The following is a 23,398-nucleotide window of genomic DNA, read 5'->3' as shown; positions in this document are numbered from 1 at the left end:
ACTTCCAGTTAGTGTCCCATCAGCATATTGTGGTTAAGATGCTGCATGATCCACATAGAGCCGACTAAGACGATAGCGACAATTACCACAGAAAAGACGGCGGTAATCACATTCCAAGCTTGCTCTGATGAGGTGTTCATATGTAGAAAGAACACAAGTTGTACTAGGATCTGAGCCACGGCACAGATCAGAATGACCACAACTTTGGTGGTTGGCGAGCCAATGTCTGCCATCACCATCGCAAATGGGATTAACGTCAGGAGTACCGAATACAAGAAACCCAGTAAGTACTCTTTCACGCTACCATGCGCTTGACCACCATGGGTCTGTTCATAAGAGTGTTCCATTACATTACCCCCATTAAGTACACTACGCTGAATACACAGATCCAGATAATATCTAAGAAGTGCCAGAACAAGCTGAGTAGTGCTAAGCGAGTCTTATTCGCTGTGGTGAAACCATCGCGTTTAAAATGGAAGAATAAGATGATCATCCAAATTAAACCGGCAAAGACGTGCAGACCGTGAGTCGCCACCAATGCGTAGAAAGATGACCAATAGGCACTGGTGCTAAAAGTAGCCCCAGCGAGGCTAAGATGATGGAACTCATAGAGCTCCATGATCAAGAAGCCAAAGCCTAGCGCGAAAGTAATGCCTAGCCAAGTCGCCATGCCTTTCATATCATGGGCATTTTGCTTTAGCATTGCCATACCGAAGGTTAAGCTACTTAGCAATAGTAAAGCCGTTGTGCCAGCAACAAACCAAAGGTCAAACAGAGCGCTTGGTTCAACCATTCCAGCAAAGCTGTTAGAAAAAACCGCAAAAACAGCGAACAGGGTACCGAACAATAAACAGTCACTTAGGATATAAACCCAAAAGCCAAAGAGATCGTCACCGGCGGTATCATGATGATCATGATCATCATGTAAGTCATTAGTTTGAGTATGTGTGCTCATTATTACTCCTCAATCCTCATACCGTTTGTTTAGAGCCAGAAAGCTCTGGTTGAGAGTTGAAATGCGGGTGGTCTTGATAAACGCGCTCTAGATGCGGAGTTTCAATCGCTTCAACCTCCGATACTGGAACATAGTAATCTTTGTTGCGGTCGAAGCTGTAAGCAATCCACGCCCCAATCATACCAACGAAGCCAACAATCACCATCCACCAGATATGCCAAACAAAAGCAAATCCAAATACCAATGAGAAAGCACTGATTACGACGCCAGCCCAAGTATTTTTTGGCATATGGATCTGTTTGTAACGCTCAGGTTTCACGTATGCCATACCATGTTCTTTACGGTAGTGATGCTCATCACGATCGTGAATTTTTGGCAATGTCGCAAAGTTATAGAATGGTGGTGGTGACGAGGTCGCCCACTCAAGAGTGCGGCCATTCCATGGGTCACCTGTGGTATCTAAGTTATCTTTGCGATCACGGATACTGATGAAGATTTGCCATACTTGCGCAGCCACGCCAAGAGCGCCGAGACCAACACCCGCAGCAGCAATCCACAACAGCGGTGCCCATTCTGGGTTTTCTATGCTCGATAAGCGACGAGTCATGCCGTTAAAGCCCAATACATAGACAGGCATAAAGGCAACAAAGAAGCCGACACTCCATAGGACACAAGAGATCTTGCCCCATTTTTCGTTGAGCTTAAAGCCGGTTGCTTTCGGGAACCAGTAGGTTAAACCTGCAAAGTAGCCGAACAGCGCACCACCAATAATCACGTTATGGAAGTGGGCGATAACGAATAAACTATTGTGTAGGACAAAGTTAGCCGCAGGAACGGCCAGCATAACCCCTGTCATACCACCGATAGTGAAGGTGATAAGGAATGAGAAAGTCCACCACATACTGGCTGAGAACTCGACCCGTCCTTTGTACATGGTAAATAGCCAGTTGAATATTTTCACCCCGGTTGGAATGGAAATAATCATGGTTGCAATACCAAAGAAGGCATTGACGCTCGCCCCCGCACCCATGGTGAAGAAATGGTGTAACCAAACCACAAAAGAAAGCAGCATGATCACAGCGGTAGCAAGAACTAACGATGTATAACCGAAAAGACGTTTACGTGAGAACGTCGCCACCACTTCTGAGAAAATACCAAATGCAGGTAAAATCAAGATATAAACTTCAGGGTGACCCCAAGCCCAAATCAAGTTTACGTACATCATTGGGTTACCACCCATGTCACTTGTAAAGAAGTGAGTACCGATATAACGGTCAAGGGTGAGTAGGGTAATAGTGACGGTTAGAATCGGGAATGCCACGACAATTAAGGCGTTGGCGCAGAGCGATGTCCAAGTAAATACTGGCATCTGCATGAGTTTCATTCCAGGCGCTCGCATGCGCAATATCGTCGCGATGAAGTTAACCCCAGTTAACAAGGTACCTATCCCGGATATCTGCAGCGCCCACAGCCAGTAATCGACCCCGACCCAAGGGTTATATTCACTCCCTGAAAGAGGAGGATAAGCCAACCAACCCGTTGCCGCAAACTCACCGACAAACAATGAGATATTGACAAGAATTGCCCCTGCCACGAATAACCAAAAACTCAAAGAGTTAAGGAAAGGGAAGGCGACATCTCGAGCCCCGATTTGCAGCGGAACAATGATATTCATTAAGCCGACGATAAAGGGCATCGCAACAAAGAAAATCATGATCACGCCGTGAGCGGTAAAGACCTGGTCATAATGTTCTGGTGGAAGGTATCCAAGACCGACGCTCTCTGCAGCTTGATGCGAACGCATCATGACAGCATCAGCAAATCCACGAAACATCATCACACCTGCGACGATGATGTACATCAGACCTATCTTCTTATGGTCGACAGAGGTAAACCATTCGTGCCATAAGTAAGCCCATTTTTTTGCGTAAGTGATATAACCGAGCAGTGCTAAACCGCCGAGAACAACCGCAAGCATGACGGGTAAAATAACCGGGTCATGATACGGGATAACGTCCCAGTTCAGTTTACCGAAGACTGCATTCGGCTCGGCATGAACATCGCCTTTATAAGCCATTTTGGACTCCTGAATATTTCTCAATGATGTCTTTAAATTGCAGTGGATTAACCGTAGAGAAGTAGGTAATCGGGTGCTGAGTTCGAATCTGCTCGTGGGAATTATCCACTAGCGCTTGATAGCTATAGTCATCAAGCACGTTGCCTGAACTTTTTACTTGGTTAACCCATTGCTCAAATTGCTCATCAGTGACGGCATGAGCTTTAAAATGCATATTGGAAAAACCTAATCCACTGTAGTTCGCTGACATGCCACGATAAACACCTTCTTCAGAAGCCATTAAACTCAAACGGTTTTCCATCCCTGCCATCGCATAGATTTGACTACCTAATTGAGGGATAAAGAAAGAGTTCATTGTTGTATCTGAAGTCACCAGAAATTGCACTGGGCGATCAACGGGAAATGAAATTTCGTTGATGGTGGCGATTCCTTTCTCTGGGTAGATGAATAGCCATTTCCAGTTCATCGCGACGACCTGAATAGTCAACGGTGGCTTATCTGACTCTATTGCTTGCCTCGGATCGAGTGAAAAAGCAGTAAGATAAGTGATGCGGCCCAACGCGAGAATAATCAAACATGGAATCGCCCAAACGATGATTTCAATCTTCGTTGAGTGTTCCCACTTGGGTTTGTACTCAGCCTTAGTGTTGCTATGACGGTACTTGTAAGGAAAGTAAATCGCCATGAACAAGACCGGGATAATGATAATTGCCATGAGTAGCACGGAGGTAATGATCAGTGATTTTTGCGCTTCACCAATCGGTCCTTTGGGATCAAACAACACCATATCAGTGCTGAAGATAGCGCCAATAAGACCTAAAACCGCAACCCCTAACAATATCAAAGTAACTTTAATGTTACTTTTGGTTTTCATTTTTCCTCCCAGGAAACCATAGAGTCTTATGTAATGGATAAATAAACGTCAAAACTAAGTCAGTGATGAGGGATTATCTATCAACTAGTTTGCTTCGGCACATTATTCTAAAGAAAACAAAGCAGTCTGCAACACATTATACACGTATGTTACAACTAAGTAGCCATTTGGCATTCTACGTCACAACAAAGCTACCGAGTTCACTGCAGTTTTTCATTTTGTCAACAAAGAAAAGTGCTAAAACGATTAATTCGCTGTCAGTTAAGCTCATTTACGGATACTGAGAGTGGTTCGATCATTGGGATATTTATATTTGTTTTTCGCATTGACATGGCGCGCTATTTTTATGGCTGCTAGAGGAAGGTTTGTCATGACCAATTCGGCAAGTCGACTGTAACAGGCCCAATGACGGTAAGGCTTGATTGACGACAAGCTAAATCATGGCGAGGTGAAAGCAAGATTATTTTCAGACCGAGAGAAGAGAGCCATTATTTCACCTCTGACGATATCAGGCAGACATAAGTAATATCATTCTCGTCTCCGCCATTCATCATTTTATCTATGCCTACTCCCATATATTTTATCAAGCTAGTAACATTCTTGAGTTTAATTAATTTTTTCAGTAAAAAAATTAACATTAAAAATCATGCCAGTAATTAATTTCGTATCCAAATTAATTTAATAAGCGTGACGAAACGGAAATAATTCATAATTTATTAATTGGGAACGGTTTTCATTGTGATCAGATTCATGGTTTCTATCTATTTGGTGAATGTACACTCAGCTCGTCAGCGGCACGAAGGGATTCTCATGCACAGTGGTCACTGACCTCGGACTTCAAAGCGATAACCACATGAAAACGATGTACCCCCTAATCGCACACTTGGGGTCTGGGTAAAGCAAAGGACAGCACTAAACTAATAAAATCAACACAATGACCTTAAGGTCAATGGAGATAATAATGAAATTTAATACCTTTGGTAAACTTTCGCTTGCTTCTGTTTTGGTCTCTGCTGCACTGGCTGCGAATGCAGGGATCAGCGTTGAGAATGAACAGGGTTTATTTACGATTGGCGGTGATGTTGAGTATGATCTTAACTTCGTTGATAAAGATAGAAACAATCAAAGTACTCAAGACTTTAGTCAAAGTGGCCGTATTTTGGTGCAGATCGCTGCAGAACGTGAAGTCGCCAATGATCACTATCTAAAAGTTCAAGTTCAGCCGCTACTAAAATCCAGTGGTGATGTGGATCTGGATGATGCTTTCTTCGCTATTGGTCGCCAAGCCGATTGGGAATTAAAAATTGGTCGTTTTGAAGGCTTTGATATGTTCCCTGTTGGCCAAGATACGATGCTGGATTTTGCTCGTACTAATGTCGCGGGTGACGTTATTGAACCTTACCGTATGAAAGACGCTCGTGGCCGTGGTGACTATGGTCAAGTGAGCTACGCAAAATCGATCGATAGTCTTTATTTTGAATTAGGCTCGCTGTTTAAACAAAATGATGGCGCTGACAAAAACGCAGTCTTTGTTCGCCCAGTGGTCGCTTTCCAAGCTACAGATACCTTACGTTTTGCTGCGGCATTGGAAGCAAACTTAACGGCAGATAAAGCCGATGCAGCTAATGATTATCTTGGTTACGGTGCAACGGTTAACTACTCAGTACAAGACTTTAGCCTGGATTTGAGTTACGCCTACCGTGATTTTGATGTCACTGGTACCAAAGAAGATACTTCCATTGGTGCAGTGATTCAGTATAAGCGCTTTGGTTTAGGCCATATCTATTCACAAGCAGATACTGGTAGCAAAGAGAAAATGAATACAACTTGGGCATCTTATGAAATTGCTAACGTAATGGATGTACAAGATTTCTCTATCTACTTGGGTTCTTACTTCTCGAAAGTTGACAACGCTAACGATGATCAAGATGTGGGTGTTCGCGTTCGTTTTAAATACTTCTTTTAAGTAATTAATTGCACTGCTGATTTTGCCCACCTGATGGTGGGCATTTTTATTATTTCTGTTTTACAAACTGCACAGCCACCATCAGGCTTAACGCGAGTAAATTACCAGCAAAAATCACTATTAACCATTGCGGCATCGATAGGCTGAATAATTGCCAAGAGATTTGGCTACAATCACCATAGGCTTCAAACATCCACGGCATCCATTGATTAAGTGGTGCCCAGCTTGGAAAAGTAACAAACAGATCGCACGTGTTGAATGGGGAAGGATTCAACTGATAATCCACATGTTGGATCGAAAGTCTTAAGCCTTGATAAGCGCTGTAACCCCAACCGGCAAAACCAAGCCATCTTAATAGAGCGCGTTGGGGGTTAATTAAGCCGATACCTGCGGCACCGACAATGCCGAGCATAGCGATACGTTCATAAATACACATCACGCAGGGAGCAAGTAGCATGACATGCTGGAAGTAAAGTGCGCAAAGTTCAAAAAAAATCACTAAGCCAAGCAGTAAAGCCCATGATAGGCGAGAGCGGGAAAAGCGTTGAAGTTGAAAGATAAAATTCACATGACTGTCCTTGCTAAATTAAGATGACGACGAAATAGTCATTTCGTCGTCGATTAGAGCTTTTTAGCTTGGATTGGTTTCTTATTCAATACAATTTTAATGGCTGCTGAGCATGGCTCCCGCTTTGAGGCTATGATGGGTTATCCAGCCAAGATCATAAAAATAGCCAGTCATCGGTTCTAGGAAGACAATTACGCCGACTAATCCTACTAAGGTCATGACAATGGTATAGGGTAGCGCCATAAACACCATACGCCCATACGATAAGCGAATTAATGGCGCTAGTGCTGAAGTGAGTAAAAATAAGAAAGCGGCTTGGCCATTAGGCGTTGCTACAGAGGGGAGGTTAGTCCCAGTATTAATAGCGACGGCCAGTAAATCGAATTGATCTCTTGAGATGATGCCGTGTGTTAACGCCGCTTGAACTTCGCTAATGTAGACCGTACCGACAAATACGTTATCAGAAACCATCGATAGCAAGCCATTGGCAACATAAAACAGAGCCAGTTGACTGCCCTTATCATCAATATGCAGCACCGCATCGATAATAGGTGTAAACAGTTGTTGATCGATGATCACGGCGACAATCGAGAAAAAAACCGCCAGTAACGCGGTAAAGGGCAGCGCTTCTTCAAAAGCTTTACCCATTGCATGCTCTTCAACGATACCTGAAAAACTGGTGGCGAGAATGATCACCGATAAACCGATCAGACCAACCGCAGCAAGGTGTAAAGCTAAGCCAATAATCAGCCAAACGGCAATCAAGGCCTGAACCCAAAGTTTGGCAATATCTTGTTTGGTTCGGTTTTGACGAGCTTGACTATCAAAGTCCATGAGTATTTGCCGTACATTGGCGGGCAGAGGAGCGCCGTAGCCGAATACCTGAAATTTTTCTATTATTACGCAGGTTAAAATACCGCAAAGCAACACTGGAATAGTAATGGGGGCCATACGGATGAAAAATTCACCAAATAGCCAACCCGCGTGATCGGCAATGATAAGATTCTGCGGCTCACCAACCATGGTCATCACGCCTCCTAAAGCGGTACCGACGCCCGCGTGCATTAATAGTGAGCGTAGAAAAGCGCGATAGTCTTCTAAGTCATTACGAGTCAGTTCAGAGATTTGCTCATCGTGAGTATGATCGTGCGTAGCGAGAATGGGCTGCCCAGAAGCCACTTTATGATAAATGGCATAGAATCCGACCGCGACACTGATGATCACGGCGATGACGGTTAACGCATCAAGGAAAGCGGAAAGAAAGGCGGCAGTCAGACAAAAGGCGACAGATAACAGTATTTTGGAGCGGATGCCGAGTAAGATTTTGGTGAAAATGAACAGGAGCAAGTTCTTCATAAAGTAGATCCCTGCGACCATAAACATCAATAAAAGCAGAACTTCAATGTTGGCGACTAACTCGTGTTTGACCTGTTCTGGACTGGTCATGCCTATCGCAATCGCTTCAATCGCCAGTAATCCACCGGGCTGGAGAGGATAACACTTCAGCGCCATAGCTAAAGTGAAAATGAATTCCGCGACTAACAACCATCCGGCAACAAAAGGATCGATGAAAAAGAAGACGATAGGATTGATAATAAGGAAGGTGATAATGGCAACTTTGTACCAATCAGGCGCTTTGCCTAAAAAGTTTTTAATAAAGGCACTTCCGAGTGATATCGGCATGGTTATTTCTCTCAGTTAATTTAGCGACCTTGATGACATGATGTGCGCAGCAGCTTCGCCGTTGGCGTTTTCAGTCGTTGAGGATAGAGACGGATAAGAGTAGAGGATGGGGATTGGAGAGTAAATATAGTAGCACGGCTTTTAACGCTTTGTTTTTGGTAAGTTACATTGAAAAAATCGTAGTTATACGACAAGACTAATAAAACCTTGCCATAAAAAATAGAGTAATCACTCCAAGAAAAGCTCATGTAAGTTTACTGAGGGTTTGTTTCCGCTGAATGACAACTGGTGGTATGATGAGTACTATTCGACGCAAATCAACAGACACTGGATAAGTAGTTAATGGTTATCAAGGCAAAAAGCCCAGCGGGTTTTGCAGAAAAATACATCATCGAAAGCATTTGGAATGGCCGCTTTGCTCCTGGGTCAATTTTACCCGCAGAACGTGAATTATCAGAACTTATCGGCGTTACTCGAACCACTTTACGTGAGGTTTTACAGCGTCTGGCTCGTGATGGATGGTTAACCATTCAACATGGAAAACCGACCAAAGTGAATCAATTTATGGAAACCTCAGGTTTGCATATATTAGATACCTTGATGACATTGGATGCGGAAAATGCCACCAGTATCGTTGAGGATCTGTTAGCGGCACGGACCAACATCAGCCCAATCTTTATGCGTTATGCATTTAAAAACAATCAAGAGAGCTCGGCAAGAACGATCAGTAATGTGATTGAGTGCAGTGAAGCACTGCTGAATGCTGAAAGTTGGGATGCGTTTATTGCCTCTTCGCCTTATGCTGAAAAAATCAAGCAGCACATCAAAGAAGATGGTGAGAAAGATGAAGAAAAACGTCAAGATGCCCTGATCGCTAAAACGTTCAACTTCTATGATTACATGCTTTTTCAACGTTTAGCTTTCCATTCGGGCAATCAAATTTATGGCTTGATCTTTAATGGGGTTAAGAAGCTGTATGACCGTGTTGGTAGCTACTATTTTTCTAATCCTGAGGCTCGTCAACTTGCCCTTGCGTTTTATCGTGAGTTGCTGGATGTGTGTCAGACTGAAAACTTTGAGCAATTGCCTCATGTGATTCGCCACTATGGTATTGCTAGTGCGCAGATTTGGAATCAAATGAAGATGACGTTACCATCGAACTTTACCGAAGATGATCACTAGTTATCCCCTTCCTACTTGAAGCTGCAACTCCAAGTCATTCGAGTATGACCCTTTTCCTCGTTCAATCGTTCATGATGCACTATTGAACGAGGAATCATCATCTTGCTGAGCGTTGATGCACCGGACGGTTTACTGCCATCTCACGCCTGCTAGTCGTCGATAAGAGATTATACGGCCTCTCCACCTCCGGCGGCTTTAAACCAACGAGTAAGATGAGTTTTCAGATCCTTTAACTCATCCGGGCCGATAAGAGCCAAGCCTAAATCCTCTGCTCGAGTAATATCGTTATGGCGTAGTGGACGAAAACTCACCAACATTGCTCTCGCTTGTAAGCCGCCAAGTAAATCACGCAAAGATTCCAGTTTATAGAGGGTGTCATCACCATCGTCGCGCATGCCTTTTGTCTTGCATTCAATGATGTGCAGTTTGTTGTTGACTACGGTGGCGACGTCTAGCTCATTACGAACTTCTCGCTCCCCAAGCTGACGGTAGACTTGTACATTAAGAGAGCAGTCTTGAATAGTGGGTAGGTCGTGTTGGATCTGTTTTACTGTACTATGGACTAAGGTTTCTAGCCACTCGCCATTGGCAAAGCGACGTGCATCTTCATTGACAAACGTCAGTATCCCTTGTTGATAAGTGGCAATTCCACTGTCAACCAAATCATCGAGCAATAAATTTAACTCTCGATAGCCTTGCTGCTTTTCTGATAATTCAACCTCCAAACGTTGCTCTTTTCGGCACGTGGTCGCCAGATAGTTGAGCGTAGCCAGACCGGGACCGAGTTCCAGTGCGTGACTTGCCCAACGCTGTCCTAGAGCGTGCAGTTTTAGATCGAGCTGAGGCGATAAATGGTATTCACTGAACTCACCTCGAGCGCCAAAGATAGTCAGATAATCGGCAATGGTGATGTTATCTTGCAGTTGTGTATCGCCAGCATCCTCTGGATAGAGCCAGCAAAGTCTATCGCTGCTGGGTTCAACGACAAAAATAGGCCAATGATGAGTACGAAATACCTCGTACACACTCAGTAAGCGATGACGAAGTCCACAGCTGGCATTCAATTTTACATCTTCTTTACGATTTTTGAGTTTTTCTGCCAGTTGTCGAATTGCGGCTTTTATTTTGGCTATCTCAGCACCAGCAGGGATTTCAAAAAATTCTGACGTGATCTTACGCCGATCCAGAACGGTACTTAAGCGAGAAAACAGACGGCGCTGAGAGTCGTCACCAATAAACACAATGTGCCGACTGATGGTCCGATTGTCGAGTAAGGGGGTGACTAAACGCACGGGGTCTTGGTCAATAATGCCAACATGAACGGCCATAGATAATCCTCATGTGTGGCTTGCAAAGTGGAGAGGGGAAATAAGAAGTGTGCAAGCCTTTGTGTTGATATAACGGTGAGGCAGTGAAAAAACAACCAGAAGAGTGAATAAAAGTACCAGAGAAGCGCAGTTTTGACACAGAGCTAACCCAACGCGAGAGAACAATACGCTTAGCTGGGGGTATGAGTAAGCGCCCCATTCACAAGCTGTATCTATGTTCACGGGGCTGGGTGTGGTTCCTGAAAACTCAGGGCATAATGGTTGGATAAATTACAAGGTGAAACGGTGTACCAATTGTCCTTGTTGCTCGGCTAGACGGGTTAAATTCGCACTGGTTTGGGCGATTTCACTCATCGCTTGATAGCTTTCATCGGCAATATGATTAATGTCTTCAATACTGCGAGCCATTGAGCTGGTGGTTTCACTCTGTTCGAGTGCCGCTTGGGAAATATGGGTACTCATTTGGCTAATCTCGATGATCAGAGCTTGGATCTCCTCCATGGCACTATTGGCCGTTGAAGCTTTTTCTACCGATTGATCCATATCTTGCATACAGCTCTCAATCACTTTACTGGCCGTATTTGAACTGGATTGTAAATTACTGATCATGGTTTCAATTTCAGACGTCGATTGCGTAGTACGCTGCGCTAATACACGCACTTCATCTGCGACAACCGCAAAGCCCCGTCCTTGTTCTCCTGCGCGTGCCGCTTCGATAGCCGCATTTAATGCGAGCAGATTCGTTTGCTCGGCGATATTGCGAATTACATCCAAAATCGAGCCAATTTTACTGCTCATTTTATGCAGTTCACTGACGGCACTGACAGAATCGGTCAGGCGCGATTCAAGTTGATTGATAGTGGTGATGTTGTCATTCATGATCCGTCGTCCAGATTCTGACGCACTTTCTACTTGTTGGACCATATGCAAAGAGTTTTGCGCATTATTCGCCACTTCTTGTACCGAATGAGCCATTTCGGTCATTGCTGTCGCAACATTCGCGGTTTGCTCACGCTGGCTATTGAGTTTATTTTGCGCACGTTGTGATGTTGATTGGTTAGTATTTGCGGTCAGGGTGAGATCATCGGATGCGGTGTTCAGCTTCATTAGGATATCATGTAGATTATCCGCTAAAGAGTTAATGTGCGAACTCACTCGAGCAAATTCATTATGATGGCGAACTTCAATACGTTTGGTCATGTCGCCTTGGGTTAAGCTTTCTAAGGTTGTGAGGATATATTTAAGTGGGCTTCTTACACTATGAGCAATATGATAGCCAATCCCCGCGGCTAATAGAGTGACCAATAAACCGATCGCAATCGCTCGATAGACGCCAGAGTCATACACTTCTCCCGCATCATACAATGCATGATTTAAATCTTGCGTTGCTGCTTGGTTAAAGGAGTCTAAAATGACCATGGCGTTATCGACATCCTTCGCTAGGTTGGCAATATTATCATACAGAGCATAGCGGGCTTGTAGATACTCATTATGCTGATCAAGCACGCCACCTTTATGACCTACATCTAGAGTGAACTGTTGGATAGATTCACTAAAATTTCGGTTAAGTTCTGGTAATTGAGCCGCTAGGCCTCTGAATGCATCATTGAGTTGAGAGACTGCGCGCCGATTTCTGGCGAGAGATTTATCGACAAACTCTCGATCTGAACTTGCTAGGGCATCAGAGGTGATTAGCTCGGCATCCCTTAGGCGCATAAAATAACCATTCGCCATCATCTTTATCGATACGCTGGTTTGTTGATCAACCAGTTCCCTCATACCAACACTGAGTGATGAATGCAGGCGTTGAAAGTCACGAGTCGATTGCTGCACTTTAGCCTGCGCATCAAACATCGCTTGATAGTTGGTCATCGCTAAATAGGCTTCATTGAAGTAGCGTTGTTCTAGTTCTCGTAAAGCGCTGATCCGCTCTTCGAGTACCGAATGTTGAGCGCTCGCTGCGGCTAGTTTATCAATCAAGAGCTGGAATTCACTTTGTGCTTGAGTAAATTCCTGACGGCGTTGATTCATCAGCTCAACATTTTGGGTGGTCAAAAAATCTTTAAACGATTTATCCGCAGAAAGGAGCTGGACACTGGTTTGATTAGATAACGAGACCAGTGGTAATACCGAACTCGTTACACCTTCGAAATTTTGGTGGATCTGACGCATGCTGTCCATCATGATGGTCACGGTAATGGCGAACATGATAATGATCAGTGTAAAGCCTGCGTACATTCGTCGAATAACAGAACCTTGCATATTTCTCTCCATGAAGTACTTTGTAGCAAAATGACTCAACAAGATTCATTCCATTTAAGATTGTACTCTTCGTCAGACTCGCAGCCCCTTAGTATGATTGAACGTTGTCAATCGGGTGACCTTTCTCGTGTTTGACGTGCAACAATAAATGGCATGAATGGCAGTCATAAAAAATTAACAAATTAGTCAGTATTGTATTGATAATGACACACGCATTTCATGATCCGGGCAACAAAACGTCGGTTGCGTAAGTAGTTGAAAGCCATTCTGTTAAGTGGGCCGTGTTTTGTATTGAGCTTTATCGTCCCTTGTCGCATACTCAACGGAAACGATTTTATTCATCTCGATTAATGGAGTATGTCATGGCTGAAGAAACCCTATTTAGCAAAATCATCCGTAAAGAAATCCCTGCTGATATTCTTTATCAAGACGAACTGGTTACCGCATTTCGCGATATTAATCCACGCGCACCAAGCCATATTTTAATTATCCCTAACCGATTGATTGCGACTGTGAATGATGTGACCGATGAGGATGAATTAGCCTTAGGGCGTCTTTTTACCGTGGCTAAAAAAATAGCTAAGCAAGAAGGAATTGCAGCCGATGGCTATCGTCTGATCGTCAACTGTAATGCACACGGTGGTCAAGAGGTTTACCATATTCACATGCATTTGGTTGGTGGCCGACCTTTAGGTCCGCTGTTGATGAGTTGATGCTGACTTTGCGGGGGAGAAAGCACCGAGTGAACGTTTATCTGCTGCGCAGCGGTTTGCTTTCGGTCTGCGTATTACTGAGCGCTTGTGCTAGTTTTACCGCTGGCAACTTATTTAGCCATTACAGTGCGCAAAATGCTCGATTACATCAGACCGTAAAAGAGGGCGATTATGCTCAAGCTAGTGCAACGTTATCGGATTATGTCGCTGGTGATATTTTAGATAATCTCGAAAAAGGGCGGGTTTATTTACTTGCTGAGCAATTTGAACAGAGTCGTTCGGCATTCGCCTTATCTGATGCGGCTGTTCAACGTCAGCAAGATCAAGCCGTTATTTCATTAAGTGCGACAGCAAGCAGTGCTGGTGCATTGGCTATCAATGATAACTTGCAAGAATATACGCCTGCTGATTATGAGCTCGGTTTTTTACACCTTTATTTGGGCTTGAACTACCTGCATAGTAATCAATTAGAAAGTGCATTGGTTGAAATGCGTCGCGCGAATCAGGTACAAGAGCAAGCTCGTAAAAACCGTCAAGCGCAATTAGAAAAAGCACAGAAAGAGTTACGAGCAAGTGGTATTACTCCCAATATTGGCAGTATTTTAGCGCAATACCCGGATGCAGGAGAGACACTACAAGCAGTACAGAGTGGTTATCTGTTGTACGTGTCGGCGTTGTTGTATGAAGCCGCTGATGACCTAAACAGTGCTTATGTTGATTATCGGCGAGCATTAGCGGTGGTGCCATCCAATCGTGCCGTGATTGATGGTACGATGCGGGTCGCGAAGCGTTTAGGTATGAATGAGCATTTATCTCAACTGACGCAACGCTATGGTGAAAGAACAGCGCTGCATGCTCAGCAAGGTCAAGTGATTATTATTGAGGAGCAGGGGATTGTTGATGCGAGACAGAATTGGCGTTTGACACTCCCTCTCTCGGATCGGCGGGGGAATACGGTATTATACTCTTTGGCATTACCTTATTATCCAACAGCCGCACCGACGCGTTTTTCTCCACTATTCTTAAATCAACAAGTGTTACCAAGTGATTTACTGACCGATGTTAATTTGATGGCAAGGCATGACCTCTCCGAACGTATGCCGAGTATGGTGGTTCGTCAAGCTTTGCGGGTGGTTGCCAAAGATCAAATTCGTAAAGAGAGTACACAGGGTGATGGGGTGAGTAGCCTTTTGCTGAATGTGTTTAATACGTTAACGGAGCAACCGGACACTCGAAGTTGGATAACTTTGCCCGGTCGTGTTTATGCGACGCATCATAGCGTAAAATCAGGTGAGCAAACTCTGACTTCTGATGGTCTAAGCTATACCTTTAATGTGCCAGAAGGCGGTACGACTTTAGTGTGGGTTTCTCGGCAAGGAAGTAAAGCCACCATCTGGCACCGACAACTAGGAAGGTTATGATGAAAACAATCATAGTAAGTGTATTGGCGCTCTTTTTTCTAACGGCTTGTGCCAGTAATACCGCCGGTATGCGAGTTGATGGTATGAGTCAACGGGTGTTATTTGCTGATAATGTGCTGGCGGGAAGAGTACAAATAGAAGAGATTAAAACCGTTCAAGCTCATGGTCATACTCGAGGCGTAGTACAAGTACTCAGTCGTTATCGCGGTGATCAACATCTTCAATATCGTTTTTATTGGTATGATGATAATGGGCTTGAAGTTAATCCACAGCCGGGAACTTGGCAGGCACTGATGTTACGTGGTGGTGAACAACGCACCATGTCAGAAGTGTCAGTTAATCCGCAAGGAACGCAGTTTCGATTACAAATCCGTGAGTTAAATAATTAATTGATCAGATGAATTGAGGAAACAACATGAGAAAGAGTGTAATTGCACTGCTTGGTGTCGCGGTTTTATTGGGCGGATGTTCGAACCGAGTCAGTTATGGTGATGCACAAGCGGTGGAAACAGTAACTGTCGACTTTGGTTCTACGGATTTACAAAAAATCGCGGCAGAGATGGTCGATAGCATGATGATGTCGGGCTCCGTAGCAGCGATCACTCGCGATGCACGTCCTATCGTCTTTGTGGAACGGATTAAGAATAAAACCAGTGAGCATATTGATACTGAATCGATCACTGACACTGTTAGTACCAAAATGCTCAATTCAGGTAAATTCCGGTTTGTCGATATGGATCGTGTTGAAGCGGTACGTAAGCAACTGAATTTCCAAAATACCGATGAGTTGGTTGACCAACGTTCCGCGATTCAATTTGGACAAATGGTCGGTGCGCAATACATGCTGTACGGTAACTTATCAAGCATTGTTAAAAGTGCCGGTAATGATAAAGATGTCTATTACAAAATGACCATGCGCTTAATGGACTTGAGAACGGGTTTGATTGAGTGGGCTGATGAAACAGAAATACGTAAACAGCAGTCTAGAAGCTTATTTGGTTGGTAAGTATACAGTAATGAGGTGAGTGATGGCGAAAATGTCGTGGCGTGAAGCATGTCGACTGGATACGACGTTAGCGTCATTAACTCACTTTTTTCCTTCTCCTCCAGAATATGCACAAACCCTAGTCGGTGGTCTAACCAATCGCTGTTGGCGGATTGAACACTCTGCTGATCAGCACTATGTGTGGCGGCCCGTTACCACAATCACTAAAGCGTTCGCTATTTCTCGTTTTCAAGAATATCAAATTCTAAAAGCGATAGAGCAAACACAGCTCGGACCTAAAGCCATCACCATTAATGATCAAGGATTATTGGTTGAATGGGTAGCGGGTAAAGCGTTGATGGAAGGCTTGCCCGGTGACTCATTAATTCCGTTGCTCGCCAAGATCCATCAAACCTCGGTAACTCGTCTACCCGTAGCCCCTTTTAATTACACCGCACGTGTCGATCACTATTGGTTGCAGCTACCCGATGAATTGAAGAGTGCCGAGTATGAAGCCCTCTATCATCAATGGCGATCAGCACCGAGTTGCTCGTCAATACCTGCGAGTTTGTGTCATTTCGATTTTGCTGGTTACAACATTATTCAAACCCATATAGGCTACCGAGTGATCGATTGGGAATACGCCACTCTTGCTGATCCTCGTTTGGATCTTGCTTTGATGATTGAAGCGAGTGAGCTGCCATTATTGGAATCTGTATTTCGTTATTGCCACTATCGTCAGATCGATCAGGTTGATGAATGGATTGCTGGTGTAAAAATGTGGCAACCTCGCTGCCAATTGATGGCGATGTTGTGGTATTTACTCGCATTTCAGCTTTGGGGCGATGACTCTTATTTGCAGCAAGCGGTTAAATTACAACAAACGTTAGCGGTTTTTTCTCAGCAAGCTTGAGTTGAAGTCATGAATAATGCAGTAGATAACATTTTAATCCCTAGCTTTCGTGGTAGATTAAACATTCAAAGCAGTGGGGGAAGCGTATGATTATTTATTTACATGGATTTGATTCAACCAGTCCGGGCAATCACGAGAAAATTTTACAACTGCAATTTATTGATGATGATGTGCACTTTATCAGCTATAGCACACAACATCCTAAGCATGATATGCAGCATTTACTAAAAGAAGTGCATCGCGCGATTGAACGTTCAGATGATCCCCATCCACTGATTTGCGGTGTTGGATTAGGCGGATATTGGGCTGAGCGAATAGGTTTTCTGTGTGGTATTAAGCAAGTAATGTTTAACCCCAATTTGCACCCAGAACGCAATATGCAAGGAAAAATTGACAGGCCAGAAGAGTATGAAGATATTGCCACGAAATGTGTTGAGCAGTATCGCATGAAAAATAAAGGCCGCTGCCTAGTTTTCTTATCACGACAGGATGCAGTTTTAGATAACCAGCAAACGGAACAGCAGTTACAAGCCTATTATTCGATTGTATGGGATGAAGAGCAACCACACAAATTCAAAAAAATCTCTCAGCATTTACAGGCTATCAAAGCGTTCAAAAACGCTTAATGATTCTCGATGAACCTTGATTTCAGCAGCCAGTTATATGGCTGCTTTTTTATGTAATCAATTTTGATGGTGATCTGAAATTATCCTTCATACGCTCAAGAGATAGCGATAAAGCAGCGTATTTACCATCAAGAGAATGACGCATGTAAAACAATAATGATCTATGTTAAGTCGATGAATATAGAAAGATTTTAACATAATTCTTACTTAGGTATTCAATAGGTTTGTTAGAGTGACCGTTTATTTCGATTAATGAACGGATAAACGCTGATGATGAAACACACGATTCCATTTTCATTGAGTACACTCTGGATCGGATTATTGACTTCTAGTTTTGCTGTAGCAGACGCTACCGATACAAAAAGCCCATGGAGTGGTGATGCTAAGCTTGGGTTTATTTATTCTAAAAATAGTGCATCAACACTGTCGGTAAACTCAGGTGCGCTGGTTAAATATCAACAGGAGCAATGGCGACAGCAGTTAGCATTAGCGACCTTTTATTCCTATAAATCTGACAGTAATGATGATGGTACGAACAAGTATCGCCTTATTTACGATATTAAACATGATATCAGCCGGCACTTATTCGTATTTGGTAATAGTAAGTATGAGCATGATCAGTATGCGACCTATCGTCATCAAGCTTTAGCAGTTGGAGGACTTGGGGCGACATTACTGGATACAGAAACCACTAAAGTGGATCTAGGTTTAGGTCCAGGTTTTCGTCATTCGGTACGTCAGCCTTCTTCGACGGTGCAGGGTTCACGTAGTGATAATGAATGGATTGCGAATGCATTTGTACAAGCGCAAAGTGCGATTAGCCAAAATTTAGCGATTGGTGCGTCAGCGCGAGTCGATTATGGTGATAGCAATACAACGACGAGCATAAAAGGCTCATTATCCAATAAATTGGCTGAACGTTTAGCTTTGGTTTTTGATACGGAGTACATCAATAACAGCACGGTTGCTAAAGGAAAGAGCCGCGATGAAATTTATAGTACGCTTAGTTTAAGCTATGCTTTTTAGTTTGTCACAGAGATTGATTGACGAGTGGTTAGTTAACTAATAAAAAAGGCGTCCTTAATAAGGACGCCTTTTTAATCGGTATAACGAGTTAGAAAGACTGAGGTTTGGTCATGCCTGCCGCTGCTTGTGTACGTGCAGCTTGGCTACCAGCACCTTGAGGCTGATAACGTTGGTCACGGACTGGAGCTGCCACGACATTGATCTCTTTTAAGTCTGCTGAACCCGGGGCTTTTGCCATTGGAGCAAACGCATAACCTTGTTTGCGAGCATGATTGGTTAACGTAGGGGCGTTAATGACAATCGGTGCTTCTTCAGGTAATAAGTCATCGGTTTCAACAATCACAGGTTCAATATCCGTATCGCTGATCACCAATGGCTCTTGTAGATCTTCAACGGTCTCATTTTGTGTCTCTGATTGTGGAGCACACTGTTCTATGCTCTCAACAGAGGTCTCTATTGACTCGCTAGCGACAATAATCTGCACTTCTGCATCAGGCGTTGCTTCACTTGTTATAGGCTGCTCAACAACGCTTTGCTGACTATCGACGGTCGTGACTAGCGCATCTTGTGATACAACGTCTGTTTCAGTACGACGAATGATCACTTTACCCATGGCCATTTCTGGGAAAGCAAATCCACCGAGCACGACAGTTGGTGTCACTGGCGAAGCCTCAGTATTGACATCAACAGACGGTTGATGGGTCGTTACCTCTGTTGGCGTTGCTACTGCTTGATGCTGTTGCCCATGTGGTTTAGCAAGGTCATAACGCGGCATGACTTTACCCATTGCCATTTCAGGCGATGCCACTCCTCCTTTACGTAAGCGGAAAGGGTTTGGACGGCGATCACGACCACGACGGCGACGTTGTCCACTGGCACGTAAGTGGCGAGGTGAACGGCGATTACGGCGTTGTTTCTGTTCGTCTTGATCTTGAGCATCAGCATGACTGGTTTGCTCTTGGTCGACTGGGCTTTCAATAGCTGCTAATGGTGTGGTGTCAACCAGTGTTGGTATTGCTTGTTCCGCATCAGGCGCTAACACTATCGACTCATCAACGACAGGATTTGAAGTTTGTTGATCCTTAACACGAATCGACTTCTCCAACTTACGACGTTGACGGCGTTCTTTCACAACCGCTGGTTTTACTTCTTGAATGTCTGGCGTGATGGCTTTGTCGGCACGAGGGGATGGAACGGCCTCTTTTTGTGCTTCTTCAGCCAGTTGACGACCTTGCTCTTGAAGTTTGAGCGATTGGTTGTTGTCTCGTTGTGGTTTATTACGACGAGGCTGCTCAGGACGCTCTTGGGCAGGTTTGCGATCTTGTTGTTTACGTGGTGCAGGTGTTGCTGATTCTTTGTCTGCCTTTTCAACCACGTCATCCGCTTTGCGTTTATTGTGCTTATCACGCGGATTACGGCGACGTTCATTACGCTCACGACGAGGTTGTGCGGGTTTCGTTTCTATTTGAGCGGGCACAACGGGTTCTTTCACTTCTTCAGACGTTGAGCTGAATAGCGTTGATAGTGCTTTAAAGAAACGGCTGACAAGTGTCGGCTGCTTTTCTGTTACTGGTTCTGCTGGCGCTGTTTCTACTTGAACCCTCGGTGCCGGTGCATTTTGGGCTGGAGAAGCAAAACCTTTCAGTACTGGCTCTTCAATACGCTTAGGTTTAATTTCAGCGTCAGTCAGTTCTTTCCCTTCGGCTTCTCTCATTGCTTCCAGTTTATTTGGGATCAAGTAAGAGAGAATCTCTTGCTCTTCGCCTTCACGAATACGTAGCACTTCAAAATGTGGCGTTTCCATATCCGAGTTAGGGACAATGGTGATTTTCACTTCTTGATTACGTTCAATATGGTTAATCGAGCGGCGCTTTTCATTCAGCAAATAAGACGCGATTGAAACAGGTACCACGGCAAGAACTTGAACCGTATTGTCTTTTAGTGCTTCTTCTTCGATAAGGCGCAGTACAGATAATGCCAGTGATTCATTGTCACGAATAACCCCAGTGCCTGAGCAGCGAGGACAAATGTGATGACTGGCTTCTGCTAGAGAAGGACTTAAACGTTGACGAGACATTTCCAACAAACCAAAGCGAGAGATCCGCCCGATTTGTACGCGAGCGCGATCTAAACGCACGGCTTCACGTAAACGGTTTTCAACTTCACGTTGATGGCGAACTGGTGTCATATCGATAAAGTCGATCACCACTAGGCCGCCTAAGTCGCGAAGACGCAATTGACGGGCAATTTCATCCGCAGCTTCTAAGTTGGTATTTAAGGCAGTCTCTTCGATATCACTGCCTTTGGTTGCACGAGCCGAGTTGATATCGATCGACGTTAAGGCTTCGGTTGGGTCAATAACAATCGAGCCACCAGAAGGCAGGCGAACTTCACGTTGGAAGGCCGATTCAATTTGGCTTTCAATCTGGAAGTGACTGAATAGCGGAACCTCACCGTCGTATTTCTTTACGCGACTGGCAAAGTCTGGGCGAATAAGACGGATATGCTCAAGCGCTCGTTCGTAAATGGTATTGCTATCAATGAGGATTTCGCCAATATCACGACGTAAATAGTCACGGATCGCACGAACAATGACGTTACTCTCTTGGTGAATGAGAAAAGGCGCTGGGTTGGACTCAGAGGCTTGCTTAATGGCACTCCAATGATTGAGGAGAACATTCAGATCCCACTCCAGTTCTTCAGCACTTTTTCCGACTCCCGCAGTACGGACGATAAGTCCCATACCTTGTGGTAAGACCAAGGTGCTTAATGCTGTTTTTAGATCGGTACGCTCATCGCCTTCGATACGGCGAGAAATTCCGCCAGCACGAGGGTTGTTGGGCATAAGAACTAAATAACTTCCGGCTAATGAAATAAAGGTGGTTAAGGCTGCGCCTTTACTGCCACGCTCTTCTTTCTCAACTTGAACAATTACTTCTTGGCCTTCACGCAGCACTTCTTTAATGCTTGGACGACCTTGGTAAGTGTAACCTTCAGGAAAATAATCGCGGGAAATTTCTTTAAGAGGGAGGAAACCGTGTCTTTCTGCACCATAGTCAACGAATGCAGCTTCGAGACTAGGTTCAATACGAGTGATACGGCCTTTGTAGATATTGGCTTTTTTGGATTCATGTCCAGGACTTTCAATATCTAAATCAAACAGTCGCTGGCCATCAACCAAAGCGACACGCAACTCTTCTTTTTGAGTTGCGTTAATTAACATTCTTTTCATTTAAAATCTCGTTATCTTTTCTTTGTTTTGATTATTATTCTTGTTGTTGTATTTCGTTTTCACGGTGCCAGATCCCATGGCTTATTGATTACAGCCTCCCGGCTGGAGGGGATGCTCTGAGGGCACTTCAGTTATCACAAGCATACGTTTGCTTGTGAACCGCGCGGTGGCGGTAGGTACTCAACATGAAAAGGCGAGGAGTAGAACAACAAGAAAACCGCTATCAATCGTGTCTTACGCCATATGCTGCACATCAATAGTCAGAGAACTACTCACATTTTTGCAAGGAATAAAAGGCTAAACAACATGCCAAACCTTTCATACTTTGCAGCTGTGAACTATAGCAGTGACTGCTAAACTCAGCAATCGGCATTGTAAGAAACTCCTTATTTTTTTAACGGTCTGTACAAAAAGATCACAGTTCGCGAGGTCTACGTCACGAAAAACGTCAATAACTTTGTGATTCTTTGATTCACTGTCATAGGTGTTTCAAGGTGTAACGAAGATTTGCTGTTATTTTCGCCAGTTTGAAGTGGCATTTATCGTAAACGTAGTTTTTTCCTGTGAAGAAAAAGGTGATTTTCCGCCAATTAAGGTTAAAATGGCGGTTATGAGCGAAATTAAAACCCAAGTCCAGTTCGTCGATATCGATGAAGATATGGCTGGTCAACGCATTGATAATTTTTTGCGTAACCAATTAAAAAATATTCCTAAGAGCGTGGTTTATCGAATCTTGCGCAAAGGAGAAGTGCGAGTTAATAAAAAGCGCGTTAAGGCTGAGTATAAACTGGCCGCAGGCGATAGCATCCGTATTCCTCCGGTGACGATGGAGGTCAATGACTCAGAACCGGCCGCACCCAGTATCAAGCTTAATCGCGTTGCTGAACTAGAAGCGTGTATCGTCTATGAAGACGATCATCTTTTGATTCTCAATAAACCTTCTGGAACGGCAGTACATGGTGGTAGTGGTTTAAAATTTGGCGCAATTGAAGCTTTGCGGGCATTGCGTCCACAGGCACGTTTTTTAGAACTCGTCCATCGTATTGACCGAGACACGTCTGGTATTCTATTGGTCGCTAAGAAGCGCTCGGCCTTACGTCATTTACAAGCGCAATTTCGTGAGAAAACGGTACAAAAATACTATTTTGCATTGGTGATGGGGCGTTGGCCTGCGAATGTTAAAGTGGTCAATGCACCATTATTAAAAAATGAGATTAATAGTATTGTTCGGGTAAACCCTAATGGTAAACCATCAGAAACTCGTTTTAGAGTGCTCGAACAGTTTGCCCAGGCAACTTTGCTTCAAGCAAGCCCGATTACAGGGCGAACGCACCAGATACGTGTACACACTCAATATACGGGTCATCCCATCGCTTGGGATGACCGATATGGTGATCGCCGATTTGACGCCTACGTGAGTCAATTTTCCATTAATCGACTGTTTTTACATGCTGCCAATATTCAATTTATGCATCCCGCAACAGGAGACAAAATGGATATCAGTGCACCATTGGACGCGTCCTTAGAACGTGCATTAGGACAAATGCGCCAAGCTTGATGGTTTTTTGGGGATGAATCTCGCCTCGG

19 protein-coding genes are annotated in these 23,398 nt (G+C 44.2%); 10 read left to right on the top strand and 9 right to left on the bottom strand.

The genetic code is table 11. The features are described from left to right. Nucleotides 1–8: 8 nt before the first annotated feature. From cyoD to cyoA, 4 genes are read right to left on the bottom strand one after another with little or no spacing between them, the layout of a single operon-like run. Nucleotides 9–347, bottom strand: coding sequence for a cytochrome o ubiquinol oxidase subunit IV (gene cyoD / locus VIB_RS08935; protein ID WP_004395624.1), 339 nt, complete (start codon nucleotides 345–347; stop codon nucleotides 9–11). Continuing rightward, on the bottom strand, nucleotides 347–955 hold the full coding sequence (gene cyoC / locus VIB_RS08930; RefSeq protein WP_004395623.1) for a cytochrome o ubiquinol oxidase subunit III: 609 nt from the start codon (nucleotides 953–955) through the stop codon (nucleotides 347–349). Before cyoC ends, cyoD begins: the two co-directional genes overlap by 1 nt. A gap of 16 nt (nucleotides 956–971) precedes the next feature. Beyond that, entirely contained in the window at nucleotides 972–3,032 is a 2,061-nt protein-coding gene (cyoB, locus tag VIB_RS08925; RefSeq protein ID WP_004395622.1) for a cytochrome o ubiquinol oxidase subunit I, read from the bottom strand. Then, nucleotides 3,022–3,906: a ubiquinol oxidase subunit II gene (gene cyoA / locus VIB_RS08920; RefSeq protein WP_004395621.1), complete on the bottom strand. Its 885-nt coding sequence runs from the start codon at nucleotides 3,904–3,906 to the stop codon at nucleotides 3,022–3,024. The genes cyoB and cyoA overlap by 11 nt, the downstream gene beginning before the upstream one ends. A 961-nt stretch (nucleotides 3,907–4,867) precedes the next feature. Here cyoA and VIB_RS08915 point away from each other — a divergent pair. Beyond that, nucleotides 4,868–5,872 (top strand): carbohydrate porin, encoded by a 1,005-nt coding sequence (locus VIB_RS08915; RefSeq protein WP_004395620.1) that lies wholly within the window; start codon nucleotides 4,868–4,870, stop codon nucleotides 5,870–5,872. Nucleotides 5,873–5,921: 49 nt separating this feature from the next. Here the strand turns inward: VIB_RS08915 and dsbB are convergent, their stop codons facing one another. Beyond that, the gene (gene dsbB, locus VIB_RS08910; RefSeq protein ID WP_040904492.1) at nucleotides 5,922–6,440 is read right to left on the bottom strand and encodes a disulfide bond formation protein DsbB; all 519 of its coding nucleotides are present in this window, start codon (nucleotides 6,438–6,440) and stop codon (nucleotides 5,922–5,924) included. Between the two features lie 96 nt (nucleotides 6,441–6,536). After that, nucleotides 6,537–8,123: a Na(+)/H(+) antiporter NhaB gene (nhaB, locus tag VIB_RS08905; protein ID WP_004395618.1), complete on the bottom strand. Its 1,587-nt coding sequence runs from the start codon at nucleotides 8,121–8,123 to the stop codon at nucleotides 6,537–6,539. Between the two features lie 342 nt (nucleotides 8,124–8,465). Between nhaB and fadR the strand changes: the two genes are divergently transcribed. Next, nucleotides 8,466–9,305 (top strand): fatty acid metabolism transcriptional regulator FadR, encoded by an 840-nt coding sequence (gene fadR / locus VIB_RS08900; RefSeq protein ID WP_004395617.1) that lies wholly within the window; start codon nucleotides 8,466–8,468, stop codon nucleotides 9,303–9,305. Between the two features lie 167 nt (nucleotides 9,306–9,472). Here fadR and VIB_RS08895 read toward each other — a convergent pair whose 3' ends face one another. Both VIB_RS08895 and VIB_RS08890 read right to left on the bottom strand, forming a co-directional pair. After that, nucleotides 9,473–10,633 (bottom strand): DUF1887 family protein, encoded by a 1,161-nt coding sequence (locus VIB_RS08895; protein ID WP_004395616.1) that lies wholly within the window; start codon nucleotides 10,631–10,633, stop codon nucleotides 9,473–9,475. A 270-nt stretch (nucleotides 10,634–10,903) separates the two neighbouring features. Further along, nucleotides 10,904–12,895 carry a methyl-accepting chemotaxis protein gene (locus VIB_RS08890; protein ID WP_004395615.1) on the bottom strand — a complete coding sequence of 664 codons (1,992 nt, stop codon included), beginning with the start codon at nucleotides 12,893–12,895 and terminating at the stop codon, nucleotides 10,904–10,906. A 362-nt stretch (nucleotides 12,896–13,257) separates the two neighbouring features. On the opposite strand from VIB_RS08890, the gene hinT reads away from it, so the two are divergent. The 7 genes from hinT (at nucleotide 13,258) to VIB_RS08855 (ending at nucleotide 18,579) form a co-directional block, all read left to right on the top strand. After that, nucleotides 13,258–13,608 carry a purine nucleoside phosphoramidase gene (gene hinT / locus VIB_RS08885; protein ID WP_004395614.1) on the top strand — a complete coding sequence of 117 codons (351 nt, stop codon included), beginning with the start codon at nucleotides 13,258–13,260 and terminating at the stop codon, nucleotides 13,606–13,608. Next, nucleotides 13,608–15,029, top strand: a complete 1,422-nt coding sequence (locus VIB_RS08880) for a COG3014 family protein (protein ID WP_004395613.1) — start codon at nucleotides 13,608–13,610, stop codon at nucleotides 15,027–15,029. Before hinT ends, VIB_RS08880 begins: the two co-directional genes overlap by 1 nt. Beyond that, nucleotides 15,029–15,418 (top strand): YcfL family putative periplasmic lipoprotein, encoded by a 390-nt coding sequence (locus tag VIB_RS08875; protein ID WP_040904485.1) that lies wholly within the window; start codon nucleotides 15,029–15,031, stop codon nucleotides 15,416–15,418. Before VIB_RS08880 ends, VIB_RS08875 begins: the two co-directional genes overlap by 1 nt. A 26-nt stretch (nucleotides 15,419–15,444) precedes the next feature. Next, nucleotides 15,445–16,035 (top strand): penicillin-binding protein activator LpoB, encoded by a 591-nt coding sequence (lpoB, locus tag VIB_RS08870; RefSeq protein WP_040904483.1) that lies wholly within the window; start codon nucleotides 15,445–15,447, stop codon nucleotides 16,033–16,035. Between the two features lie 22 nt (nucleotides 16,036–16,057). Beyond that, nucleotides 16,058–16,927 carry a phosphotransferase gene (locus VIB_RS08865; protein WP_004395610.1) on the top strand — a complete coding sequence of 290 codons (870 nt, stop codon included), beginning with the start codon at nucleotides 16,058–16,060 and terminating at the stop codon, nucleotides 16,925–16,927. An 86-nt stretch (nucleotides 16,928–17,013) separates the two neighbouring features. Then, entirely contained in the window at nucleotides 17,014–17,553 is a 540-nt protein-coding gene (ycfP, locus tag VIB_RS08860; protein WP_040904480.1) for an alpha/beta hydrolase YcfP, read from the top strand. A 270-nt stretch (nucleotides 17,554–17,823) separates the two neighbouring features. Beyond that, a complete protein-coding gene (locus tag VIB_RS08855; RefSeq protein WP_004395608.1) occupies nucleotides 17,824–18,579 on the top strand; it encodes a DUF481 domain-containing protein in 756 nt (251 codons plus the stop codon). Between the two features lie 88 nt (nucleotides 18,580–18,667). Here VIB_RS08855 and rne read toward each other — a convergent pair whose 3' ends face one another. Continuing rightward, nucleotides 18,668–21,811: a ribonuclease E gene (rne, locus tag VIB_RS08850; RefSeq protein ID WP_208855680.1), complete on the bottom strand. Its 3,144-nt coding sequence runs from the start codon at nucleotides 21,809–21,811 to the stop codon at nucleotides 18,668–18,670. A 610-nt stretch (nucleotides 21,812–22,421) separates the two neighbouring features. Between rne and rluC the strand changes: the two genes are divergently transcribed. Beyond that, nucleotides 22,422–23,369, top strand: coding sequence for a 23S rRNA pseudouridine(955/2504/2580) synthase RluC (rluC, locus tag VIB_RS08845; protein ID WP_040904874.1), 948 nt, complete (start codon nucleotides 22,422–22,424; stop codon nucleotides 23,367–23,369). The last annotated feature ends 29 nt before the right edge of the window (nucleotides 23,370–23,398 follow it).

Origin of the sequence: Vibrio metschnikovii CIP 69.14 (assembly GCF_000176155.1) — a bacterium.
Taxonomy (GTDB): Bacteria; Pseudomonadota; Gammaproteobacteria; order Enterobacterales; family Vibrionaceae; genus Vibrio; species Vibrio metschnikovii.
Note: the sequence above shows the minus strand (reverse complement) of the source record. Positions and strands in the feature narration are given on the sequence as shown.

What these genes read in the sequence shown, in the direction of transcription:
- lpoB (WP_040904483.1), top strand. Translation starts at nt 15,445, where the DNA reads ATGAGAAAGAGTGTAATTGCACTGCTTGGTGTCGCGGTTTTATTGGGC.
- cyoA (WP_004395621.1), bottom strand. Translation starts at nt 3,906, where the DNA reads ATGAAAACCAAAAGTAACATTAAAGTTACTTTGATATTGTTAGGGGTT.
- ycfP (WP_040904480.1), top strand. Translation starts at nt 17,014, where the DNA reads ATGATTATTTATTTACATGGATTTGATTCAACCAGTCCGGGCAATCAC.
- VIB_RS08915 (WP_004395620.1), top strand. Translation starts at nt 4,868, where the DNA reads ATGAAATTTAATACCTTTGGTAAACTTTCGCTTGCTTCTGTTTTGGTC.
- rne (WP_208855680.1), bottom strand. Translation starts at nt 21,811, where the DNA reads ATGAAAAGAATGTTAATTAACGCAACTCAAAAAGAAGAGTTGCGTGTC.
- VIB_RS08880 (WP_004395613.1), top strand. Translation starts at nt 13,608, where the DNA reads ATGCTGACTTTGCGGGGGAGAAAGCACCGAGTGAACGTTTATCTGCTG.
- cyoB (WP_004395622.1), bottom strand. Translation starts at nt 3,032, where the DNA reads ATGGCTTATAAAGGCGATGTTCATGCCGAGCCGAATGCAGTCTTCGGT.
- VIB_RS08875 (WP_040904485.1), top strand. Translation starts at nt 15,029, where the DNA reads ATGAAAACAATCATAGTAAGTGTATTGGCGCTCTTTTTTCTAACGGCT.
- cyoD (WP_004395624.1), bottom strand. Translation starts at nt 347, where the DNA reads ATGGAACACTCTTATGAACAGACCCATGGTGGTCAAGCGCATGGTAGC.
- VIB_RS08895 (WP_004395616.1), bottom strand. Translation starts at nt 10,633, where the DNA reads ATGGCCGTTCATGTTGGCATTATTGACCAAGACCCCGTGCGTTTAGTC.
- cyoC (WP_004395623.1), bottom strand. Translation starts at nt 955, where the DNA reads ATGAGCACACATACTCAAACTAATGACTTACATGATGATCATGATCAT.
- VIB_RS08865 (WP_004395610.1), top strand. Translation starts at nt 16,058, where the DNA reads ATGGCGAAAATGTCGTGGCGTGAAGCATGTCGACTGGATACGACGTTA.
- hinT (WP_004395614.1), top strand. Translation starts at nt 13,258, where the DNA reads ATGGCTGAAGAAACCCTATTTAGCAAAATCATCCGTAAAGAAATCCCT.
- VIB_RS08855 (WP_004395608.1), top strand. Translation starts at nt 17,824, where the DNA reads ATGATGAAACACACGATTCCATTTTCATTGAGTACACTCTGGATCGGA.
- fadR (WP_004395617.1), top strand. Translation starts at nt 8,466, where the DNA reads ATGGTTATCAAGGCAAAAAGCCCAGCGGGTTTTGCAGAAAAATACATC.
- VIB_RS08890 (WP_004395615.1), bottom strand. Translation starts at nt 12,895, where the DNA reads ATGCAAGGTTCTGTTATTCGACGAATGTACGCAGGCTTTACACTGATC.
- nhaB (WP_004395618.1), bottom strand. Translation starts at nt 8,123, where the DNA reads ATGCCGATATCACTCGGAAGTGCCTTTATTAAAAACTTTTTAGGCAAA.
- rluC (WP_040904874.1), top strand. Translation starts at nt 22,422, where the DNA reads ATGAGCGAAATTAAAACCCAAGTCCAGTTCGTCGATATCGATGAAGAT.